Consider the following 9025-nt stretch of genomic DNA (forward strand, 5'->3'; position numbering starts at 1 on the left):
ACCTCTTCTTGGTTTGCCATTTTATAAAGAATAGGTTATAGAATAGCCAGAATACTAGATATCCTTATAGAATGTAAACATCCCTCCCCAAATATTTTATAGGGAGGAATGCAGCATTAAGGATGATGAATCCTTAAAAGCCTACGGGAAGAATTGGGGGCTCTCTTCATGGGTTTATTCTAACAATTCATCTTTTCTCTTTCTACTTCCTTCCCCTGAAAACAATAGTATAAAAAAACTTGACAAATTTTAATTTTTATAGTTCAAAAACTGCAAAACTAAATGTGTCATAACTGCAAAACTAAATGTTATATGACAAAAAGTCTCAAACTAAACTTTACATAAATCTCATACTAAACTTCACATGACACCTAAGGAAATGCTGTACTGCACGGCGGAAGACCTGTACGAAGCGTGTAAGAACAGCGCTATTGAGGGCTGGGCGAGAGACTTGAGCACCGAAAGCGCGGATATTGTTGCCGGCAGAATACAAGCGGCTATTATGCGGGCGACCGACGAAATGAACCTCTACCTCGTGAAGACGGGCAACCTGCCCCTGCCTGTGGTGCCGCGCTCGCTGAGGGACATCTGCGTCAAGCTGAGTTTGTACAGCCTGATGTCGCGCAAAGGCTTGACGGAAGGCAGTTCGGACAACACCGTTAAAACCAACCGAGATACGGCTTTGAAACAATTGGAGATGATCGCTGCCGGAAAGCTTGACTTGGGCCTGAGTGTCGACAATACGCCGATGCCGTCCGTCGAAAACAAGGTCGTAACCGCCTTCCCGCCGAACCGCATGGATCCGAGGAACAGAATATGGTGAGTTTCAGTGTTGTCGGCCTCAATGAGATTTTAGAAAAGCTGCGGAATACGGATTTGACGAAGAGCAATAATTTGGGGCATGCGTTGGCGTCTTGGCTGGCAAAGTCGGCTCGGATGCGCATCCTCAAAACCAAGACAGCTCCCGACGGCACGAAATGGGCTCCGCTGGCAGCATCAACCGTGAAGAATTTGGAACGCGCAAAAGCAGGCGGTTCCATGCTTTACAGGACGGGCTCGCTGCACAGGGCGGTCGGTTACAGCCTCATGCTCTGGAGCAAAGGCGCTATTATTCTTGACGACAAGATGAATTATTCGGAATTCCTGCAGAGGGGCACAAAAAAGATGACCGCGCGCCCGTACTTGGGCGTCAGCAAAGAGGATCATCAAAAATTAACGGACCTGTCGCTCGAATACTTAAACCAAACCCTCAACTGAGGGCCTCAACGGAGAATAACATGATAGCGGAATTTCAGGATATTATCAAGAATATTGTGCTAGAAGCAACAGAGATACAGGAAGATTTTATTTATCTGACGGCTATCGGGGATAACGAGTACAATACGCCGCCTTGGGCGTCGATCCTGCCGGACCTTGCGTTCCTGACTCCTGCCTGGCACTGGGACAACGCTTGCGATACAGGCAAAAATTTTGTGAAGGTCCAAAGGAAATGGGATGTAGTGCAGCCGATGCTGATCCATCTCGGAACCGTAGAACGCGAAACCGTATCCCGTTACATGGCAAAAATTTTGGAACTTCTGCCGTGGCGCATCCCCGTTTCGGGCGGCTTCACCGAATGGAACGTTGTTCAGACGGAGCATATTTTTGCTGCCGGGGAACTCGATATTTATGCGGGCATCATTACCCTGAACATCGAGTATGCCGTACGCTGGGATGCAGCAACGCAAAAACGTATGGAAAATATTGATATTAATATCAACAACGTAAATAAATAAGGAAATACTTTTGCTCTGCCCATCTCGAAGATGCCCTTTGGGTACAAGGGCGCAAAAGTATACGCCCCATCCTCGAAGACACCCTTCAGGGTGATGGGGCTAGGAGGAAAAGATGAATGACAAAGAACAGGCACTGCCGAAAGAAGTGTCGGACGCAAAGGCTTTGGGTCACAGGGTTATCAAGATAGAGAACGAAGAAGGGCAGGAATTTTATTTCAGGAAGCCGAGCAAAGCGGAGCTTGCGTTGTTCCAAGACCAGGAGTTGAAGGGAAAAGGCACCGCTTCGGGGCGCGTCGAGAAAATGCTCTCTCAGCTGCTGGTTTATCCTGTGGACAGAACCTTTATGACTTACTTAAGCGAGAAACCGCTTGCTGTCGGGGATATTTTTGCGGAACTGGTGAAAGATATGGGGGCTGAGGAAAATTTTACGGTATCGGAGATCTAAACGAGCTCCGTAAGATACCGCTCGACGTCATTAAAACACGGGTTAAACTCTTTTTTGACGAGGAGTTGACGCTGCCTCCCGAAGGTCCGATGGACCACCCTTGGGACTTGGTTATCGGTCGGGACACATGCGGAGAACAGGACTTGTTTTCACAACATCAAAGGGCAAGGATGGCAATGGCGGAATGGGAAGATATTATCTTCTCGGCGGTCGTGAGGGCGGTCGCCGCCTGTTTCGGGGATAAGAAATAAAAGCCCGCAGGGCTTGCGCGCTGCTTTCTTTCGACTTTGGCATGAAAACATGCCGCACCCAAAAAACGCGCAAACCGCTGCAGGCGATTAGCATATTTGAGGGTACGGCGATGCCGAGCGTTTGTACCAAGATGCGCATTTATCCTGTCGAAAGAAAGCGATATATTATAACCAAGTGCGGACAATCTGTCAACAAAAAGCGGAAAATTGCCCCCTCAACGCTGATAAACCGGGTAAAATTAATTAAAAATCCCGATATGGTGATAAAAATATGGCAAAGAACACGGCGAAATTTTTGGTAGAGCTGGAAGACAAGATCACAGGACCTCTAAAGAAAGTAGTGGCTAGCTTTGAGAGTTTGGAGAAGGCCGAGCAGAGCCTGAACAAGCTCAAAAAAGCTTCCTTAGGACTGGTCCTGGCTTTGGGCGCGAGTTTGGGGCTGGCGGCAAATAAGGCTGCGGGCTTCGAATCGGCGCTTGCTCCCGTGAAAACTCTGCTGACAGGCACGGCCGAAGAAGTCAAAACATCGGCACAATCTATTGAGAAAGCAGCCTTATCCTGGAGCCGCATCCATAAACAGAGCTCCGAGGAATATTTGTCGGGCGCGTACAACCTCCTCTCGGCAGGCCTGACGGCGGAACAAGCCGTTGCAGGCACCAATAAAGCCCTTGCTTTGGCTACCGCTACCATGGGAGATACGGCGACAGCAACCGTTCTTTTAGGAACTTTGTATAACAATTTCGGCAATAAGGCTAATAATGCGGAAGCCGAGATGGGAAAACTTGCAGATACCGTCACCAAAACGCAGCAGCTCTTCCAGATCGCAAACCTCGGCCAATTGAATGAAGGCCTCAAATACGCGGCTTCGTCGGCGCAGGCCTTCAACGTCTCTTTCGAGCAGACCTCTGCCGTGGTCGGTCAATTAAATACTTTAGGGCTTTCGGGCTCGATGGCGGGCACGGCGTTCAACGCGATGACGGCCAAACTTTCCGCAGGCGCTCTGGAATTGGGCTACGGTATCTCCTACACAGAGGATGGAGGCTTGGACCTCATCAAAACTTTGGAAAATTTATCCCAAGTCGGAGCCGATGCGGACACGATCAACAGAATTTTCGTCCAGGAAGCAGCGAAAGGCATCAACTTCCTCACCGGCAAGCTCGGCGACCTCAAAAACAACTACGAAGCCGTCCTTGACGCTTCCGGCGCGACGGCGAAAGCACAAAAAATTATGGAACAGACCTTCAACAGCCAACTAGGCATTTTGGGCAATAATTTCGCGAACCTCGGCAAATGACTCGGCGATATCCTGCTGCCCGTCCTCACAAAAATGCTCGGTATTGTCAACCTGGTGGTCGGCGGGCTTGCAAGCCTTGTCAACGAAAATAATCTTTTTGCCGGCGTTATTGTAACGGTGACGTCTTTGTTGTCGGCGGGTGCTTTGGCTGCCGGGCTTTTGATGACCAAAATCATAGTCTTGACCCTGGCAACACACGGCTTGACTGCGGCGCAGGCGGCTTTTGCCGGGATGCAGGGTTTCGTTTCCGCGCTCATGACAGGCCGGCTTATCCCCAATATGATCCTCGCCTCCAAAAACACTTTAATCCTGGGCGCATCTATGCTTAAAGCGGGAGCGATGTCGGCAGCGGCTTTCGTTGCGGCGAATCCCGTTCTCGCCATAGTATCCGCAGCGATCGGCGCCGTCGTCACCGGTATCGTCATGCTGTACAACAATTGGGAAAACGTGAAAGCGTCGTTCCAAGGTATGAACCCTATTTTGGATGTCGTGATCGCTGGCTTGGACAAACTGTTTCAAGGATTCACTTGGCTGATTGACAAAATTAAAGGCTTTTTCAGGATACTGAAGCAGCCCGTGCCGGATATCGAGCAGAAAATTTCGCTCAAGCCGAAAAGCAAAATAAAGGATGCTATCCCGAAGACCATTGCCCATCCGAGCGTTCCGGGCATCGATGCTTATAGCGGCGGGACGCAGTCCCTGCCGGCGGAGCATTTGTCGTTCCTGGCGGCCAATGCAGAGGAGTTTGGGTTACCGGCTCCGAGTATGGAAACAATAGCGCCGAAAGCTAATACAAATATAAAACAGGCGTTAAGCCCAATCCCTGCAGCAAATAAAAATACGGTCATCAATATACAGACCGTGCAGATTGCGGACGGTGTTATCGCCGACCTCAACGACTTTGTTTTACAACTCAATAACGCGGTGGAGCAATCATGATATTAAAAGCGGACGATATTAACGGCATCATAAAATTGGGAGAAACGGAGCTTCCGGGTGTGTTTCAGAGCTTGAGTGTCAATGGAGAAATCCTGATCGACTCGAACAACTCCGCCGGCAACGACACCCCGCGCAAAGTCATGCGCGGCTTTAAGGACAAAACCGTCAGCATTAATCTTTTACTGCTCCCAAGCGACAACAAAACAGTTTACGAAGCATTGGAAGAGCTCGAACGCCTGTTTTACGACGTCAACAGCGGCGTGCCCAAGGTTTATGCCCTGATCAACAGCCACACGGCAGCCCGCAGTATCGTCAAGGTTATCTTCCAAGGGCTGTCGTCTTTCGAAACCAACAGAGATAACACTTTGGAAGTATCGTTGACCTTCGAAGAGTTCAAAGCGGCAGGCTATTCCGTATGACGGTGTGGAAAGTGGAATCGTTCCTGACGATAGCGGGACGGAATATCGACAGAAATTTCAGTTTTATTGCGGTCAACGCCTTGAACAGCGCGGCGAAAACGGCAAGCCTCCGCATCCGGCGCAATTATTTCCTGGCCAATAAAATAGAAACAAAGCCCGGAGATACCTGCCACCTCTCGCTGTCCGTGAACAACGGCGCGAAAATCCTGATCTTCTCCGGGAAAATTAAGAGCATGATCACAACCGCAAGAGATATCGTCATCGAAGCCTCTTACCATGCCTTTAACCCTTAAGAAGTAAACGAAACCTATAAAGATACCTCGTACAAGGATGTGTTGACGAAGCTGGCTCCGAATCTGCACTACCAAACGGAAAACTTCATGCCGGAACAAATTGTGCTGAAGGGCGGCAGGGAAGAAAACTTTCGAAGAGGCGTGCAAAGCCTTTCGAACGCGCTTCGAAGGCATTTGTATTACTCTTTGACACGGGAAAATTCCCTGATTCTGTCGGACAATATCTTGAAAAACAAGGCGAAAACCTACACCGTGGACGATATGCTCCTTGCCGCCGAGCGCAACAAACTTAATATTTTTTCCATTCCGGAACTCGAGATCGGCGACAAAGTGAAATTAAGGGATAAGGAATATATCGTGAAAGCCGTTGCATTCGACTTTTCGGCGAAGGCCCTGATGCGTTTGGAGGTTTTATGATCCTGGAACAGCTTGAAATCCTGATCCGCAACATTGTTTCCGAGAACGCCTTTCCCGTCTTGGCGAAGGTCGACAGGATCGACACCCGAAACTATGTCTGCGACTGTATCGAACTTTCCAATACCGGCGAGGAAACAAAAACAATATACACAAGGGTCGCCCTACCCAAGCTTTGGGGCGCGGCTCAAGGCGGCATTTGGATGTCCCCCTCGAAAGGAACCGTTGTTTTACTTAATTTCCTCAACGGAGACAGGAATTATCCCATTATCTCGGCGGTTATGGGCAGCGCTCAAAAAGAAAACGCGCCCGAGGATGCCCTTATCGTCAAGGCCGGAAATACCGAATTACGCCTGGACAGCAATATAAAAATAAGCGCCGGAACAACGGAAATTTCCCTTAATAATAATCGGACAATAGGCATCAGGAACAGCTCCGCATCGCTGGCCAAGCTGCTGAAGGATATGATCAGCGATATTTCGCTCGTGAAGACCGAGGACGGCAAACCGCTCAGTCCCGATGATATCATTAAGCTGCAGGCCTTTGACGGGAAAATCAGCGGATTATTAGAAGAATAAAGGGACACATGCACCTTTGATATCTCGAAGATGCCCTTTGGGTACTGTCGGGTGCAGTGCACGCCCGTCCTCGAAGACGCCCTTCAGGGTGATGGGCTTGGGAGATTAAATATGATAAAAATGACGGATATCGCCTTGAATGCAGAGGGGGAGATTGTATTGGAGTATGCCGACCTTGCTTTGGTCGAAGGCACAGGCTGTTTGCTGCAGGACATCAAGACAAGGCTCATGACGGATATAGGAGTGCTCTTTTACGATACCGCTAAAACCATTCCCCAAATTACCAACTACCATACCGGCGGGGTTTTTCGTCTCTTCATCGAGACGGTCGCCGCATTTATTTTCCATATTTATACCGCGCTCAACAGCATGCTGCCGAATATCTTTACGCAGACGGCTTCGGGTTCCTGGCTGGACCGGAATGCAGAGCAACTGGGACTCAGCCGGACGCAGGCCAAAGCCGCCGAAGGGCTTGTTATTTTCTCCCGTAAGGACACAAACGGTAATATTACCATCGCAAAGGATAAGGTTGTCGCTACAAAAACCGATGCTCAAGGATGTGTTTTCCGCTACCGAGTCAAGGAAACCTTTATTCTGGAAGACGGAAGTGCAAGTATTTCCGTGCCTGTGCTTGCTGAGAATTCAGGCTCCGCTTACAACGTTTTGGCAAACCAAATAACCGAAATTGTTACCCCAATCCCGGGCATCGATTCCGTCAGCAACAATTCCGACTGGCTGACGGTCATCGGTTTGGACTCCGAAAGCGACGAATCTTTAAGAGCTCGCTGCTTGGCAAAGTGGGAAGGCCTTAGCGGCGCCGACGCTTCGGCTTATGTTGCCTGGGCGAGGCAGATTCCCGGCGTCGAAAATGTTATGCCCATCTCGACAGCCCGCGGGCTTGGAACCGTTGACGTCGTCATCACAGGAACCGGCAATATCCGGCCCTCCGAAGCGATCATTGCCGAGGCTCAGAAAATTATCGATGCAAACAATCCTATCGGTACCGATGTTCAGGTCAAGGCGCCCCGGGAAATCCTTATCAACCCCGTCGTCAACGTCACGGAGGAATCGGATGCATTCGCCGATAAGGCCGAAATTGAAGCGCTTATTACGGAATTTTTTAAAAACATCTCTATAGGCAAGGACTTCGAGCCTTCGGAATTGATCGCCGTTGTCTTCCGGGCAAAAAACATCAAGGCCGTTGCTGTGGTCAGCCCCGGGGCCGTCACAATCACCCAGACGCAGATCGCGCGCATCGGAAACCTCAGCGTGGAGGTCCTTAATGCCTGACTTTGTTAATATCCTGATATCTCTTTCTATTCCGCTCTATCAGACATCATTGGTTTTCCAGGTGCTGTTTACGGCTATTGCGCTGCAGTTTAATCTCCTCGCCGAAGCCGGAATAACCCTTGTCCGGCAGGCTTTCCTGCAGGATACGGAAAATCTTGCAGCCATAGCCAACGACAGGGGCATCGTCCGCATCGCCGGCGAAAGCGACCCGGCCTACAAAAACCGCGTTATCTATGCCTTCGAATTCCAGAGAAACAGATCCACTTTATCCGCGAGCTTTATAAAGAAACATGGATCCTCGGCGACCCCAAAGAACTGCTCGGTATCAACACAATTCTCGGTTCTCCCTTAGACAGATTCTTCTTCATCGTCGAGTTCCAAACCATCCTCACAAACCATGAGAAAACATACATAACAAACGTTCTTGACATCTACAAGCCCGCGCATACCGTCTTCAGAATTATTGATGCTCTCGAAGCTCAAGGAAATTCAATATTAATAAAGAATAAAAATTAAGTGGAATCCTGAGCTTACGGCGTCCATGCCTGCTCAGGACAAAAATATCCTATTTTTGGAGGCAAAAACAAATGACCAACCTAACCAAACACCATTATTACAAAGGGGAAGTGGTTTCCCCGGAGAATTTGAACGCATCGTTCGGGTATCCCGACAGAATAAGAGACAGCCTTGTCAACGAACTTTTGGGCTACGGTATTATTTCCGGATTTGAGGTTACGGAGAGCAACAACCTCGAGCTCAAAATCGGTCCCGGACTCGCTTACAACCTGGCCGGAGAACGTCTTGTCCTGAACGAAGAAAAAATTCTCAGCATTAACGATTTATTGCCCACTTCAGGCACGAAAACCGTTGTTTTGGGAATCAAGCCCGGCTTCATCAAAACCGATCCCGTCACCGACACCGAAGGCAACGTCGTCTACACAACCTGGACCCCCACAGTGGAAATCTCCGTTGACGAATCCCTTACTGACTACTACTTCCCTCTCGCTTCCGTCACTCTCAACTCCCAGGGGATCACGGGGATTATTCAGACTTATAATTTATTCTCCCTGCCGCTGATCGAAGATATCTGCAACCCAGTCGGCACCGTCACCGCCATGATGCGTACAAATCCCCCCTCAGCAAAGTGGAAACTAATGAACGGAGACCAGCTCGCAAAAACAGAATTCCCCAAACTTTACACCCTCTTCCAAGCCGAAATACCCTCCTTAATCGTTGACGAAAATACTCTGCGCCTTCCAAACTTAATAGATACAGGACGCTTCCTCCGGCAAGCGCCTCCCGGAGTTTCCATCGACGTTTCCCAGGC

General features: G+C 49.4%; 13 protein-coding genes. All 13 read left to right on the forward strand.

Going from position 1 to position 9025, the window contains the following annotated elements:
* Positions 1 to 379 precede the first annotated feature (379 nt).
* Positions 380 to 823 (forward strand): DUF1320 domain-containing protein, encoded by a 444-nt coding sequence (locus tag BM018_RS07245; protein WP_234945111.1) that lies wholly within the window; start codon positions 380 to 382, stop codon positions 821 to 823.
* Positions 817 to 1257: a phage virion morphogenesis family protein gene (locus tag BM018_RS07250; protein WP_092320108.1), complete on the forward strand. Its 441-nt coding sequence runs from the start codon at positions 817 to 819 to the stop codon at positions 1255 to 1257. Before BM018_RS07245 ends, BM018_RS07250 begins: the two co-directional genes overlap by 7 nt.
* 20 nt (positions 1258 to 1277) lie before the next feature.
* Positions 1278 to 1775, forward strand: a complete 498-nt coding sequence (locus BM018_RS07255; RefSeq protein WP_092320110.1) for a hypothetical protein — start codon at positions 1278 to 1280, stop codon at positions 1773 to 1775.
* A 112-nt stretch (positions 1776 to 1887) separates the two neighbouring features.
* The gene (locus BM018_RS07260; protein ID WP_092320112.1) at positions 1888 to 2220 is read left to right on the forward strand and encodes a hypothetical protein; all 333 of its coding nucleotides are present in this window, start codon (positions 1888 to 1890) and stop codon (positions 2218 to 2220) included.
* Between the two features lie 522 nt (positions 2221 to 2742).
* Positions 2743 to 3765: a phage tail tape measure protein gene (locus BM018_RS07265; RefSeq protein WP_092320114.1), complete on the forward strand. Its 1023-nt coding sequence runs from the start codon at positions 2743 to 2745 to the stop codon at positions 3763 to 3765.
* Positions 3766 to 3798: 33 nt separating this feature from the next.
* Positions 3799 to 4704 (forward strand): phage tail tape measure protein, encoded by a 906-nt coding sequence (locus BM018_RS07270; protein ID WP_092320116.1) that lies wholly within the window; start codon positions 3799 to 3801, stop codon positions 4702 to 4704.
* A complete protein-coding gene (locus BM018_RS07275; RefSeq protein ID WP_092320118.1) occupies positions 4701 to 5123 on the forward strand; it encodes a hypothetical protein in 423 nt (140 codons plus the stop codon). The genes BM018_RS07270 and BM018_RS07275 overlap by 4 nt, the downstream gene beginning before the upstream one ends.
* Complete coding sequence (locus BM018_RS07730; protein WP_143280477.1) at positions 5120 to 5416, forward strand: hypothetical protein; 297 nt, start codon at positions 5120 to 5122, stop codon at positions 5414 to 5416. The genes BM018_RS07275 and BM018_RS07730 overlap by 4 nt, the downstream gene beginning before the upstream one ends.
* Positions 5417 to 5458: 42 nt before the next feature.
* Positions 5459 to 5833 carry a hypothetical protein gene (locus BM018_RS07285; protein ID WP_159428241.1) on the forward strand — a complete coding sequence of 125 codons (375 nt, stop codon included), beginning with the start codon at positions 5459 to 5461 and terminating at the stop codon, positions 5831 to 5833.
* On the forward strand, positions 5830 to 6408 hold the full coding sequence (locus BM018_RS07290; protein WP_092320124.1) for a hypothetical protein: 579 nt from the start codon (positions 5830 to 5832) through the stop codon (positions 6406 to 6408). The genes BM018_RS07285 and BM018_RS07290 overlap by 4 nt, the downstream gene beginning before the upstream one ends.
* Positions 6409 to 6519: 111 nt before the next feature.
* Positions 6520 to 7698, forward strand: a complete 1179-nt coding sequence (locus BM018_RS07295) for a baseplate J/gp47 family protein (protein ID WP_159428242.1) — start codon at positions 6520 to 6522, stop codon at positions 7696 to 7698.
* A complete protein-coding gene (locus BM018_RS07300; protein WP_092320128.1) occupies positions 7691 to 8050 on the forward strand; it encodes a hypothetical protein in 360 nt (119 codons plus the stop codon). The genes BM018_RS07295 and BM018_RS07300 overlap by 8 nt, the downstream gene beginning before the upstream one ends.
* 235 nt (positions 8051 to 8285) lie before the next feature.
* The coding region (locus BM018_RS07305; RefSeq protein WP_143280478.1) for a hypothetical protein at positions 8286 to 9025 on the forward strand (740 nt) is incomplete at its 3' end.

Source organism: Brevinema andersonii (assembly GCF_900112165.1).
Lineage (GTDB): Bacteria > Spirochaetota > Brevinematia > Brevinematales > Brevinemataceae > Brevinema > Brevinema andersonii.

Bases quoted from the DNA above. Each gene is read 5' to 3' on its own strand.
- BM018_RS07245 (WP_234945111.1), top strand. From the start codon at position 380: ATGCTGTACTGCACGGCGGAAGACCTGTACGAAGCGTGTAAGAACAGC.
- BM018_RS07250 (WP_092320108.1), top strand. From the start codon at position 817: ATGGTGAGTTTCAGTGTTGTCGGCCTCAATGAGATTTTAGAAAAGCTG.
- BM018_RS07255 (WP_092320110.1), top strand. From the start codon at position 1,278: ATGATAGCGGAATTTCAGGATATTATCAAGAATATTGTGCTAGAAGCA.
- BM018_RS07260 (WP_092320112.1), top strand. From the start codon at position 1,888: ATGAATGACAAAGAACAGGCACTGCCGAAAGAAGTGTCGGACGCAAAG.
- BM018_RS07265 (WP_092320114.1), top strand. From the start codon at position 2,743: ATGGCAAAGAACACGGCGAAATTTTTGGTAGAGCTGGAAGACAAGATC.
- BM018_RS07270 (WP_092320116.1), top strand. From the start codon at position 3,799: ATGCTCGGTATTGTCAACCTGGTGGTCGGCGGGCTTGCAAGCCTTGTC.
- BM018_RS07275 (WP_092320118.1), top strand. From the start codon at position 4,701: ATGATATTAAAAGCGGACGATATTAACGGCATCATAAAATTGGGAGAA.
- BM018_RS07730 (WP_143280477.1), top strand. From the start codon at position 5,120: ATGACGGTGTGGAAAGTGGAATCGTTCCTGACGATAGCGGGACGGAAT.
- BM018_RS07290 (WP_092320124.1), top strand. From the start codon at position 5,830: ATGATCCTGGAACAGCTTGAAATCCTGATCCGCAACATTGTTTCCGAG.
- BM018_RS07295 (WP_159428242.1), top strand. From the start codon at position 6,520: ATGATAAAAATGACGGATATCGCCTTGAATGCAGAGGGGGAGATTGTA.
- BM018_RS07300 (WP_092320128.1), top strand. From the start codon at position 7,691: ATGCCTGACTTTGTTAATATCCTGATATCTCTTTCTATTCCGCTCTAT.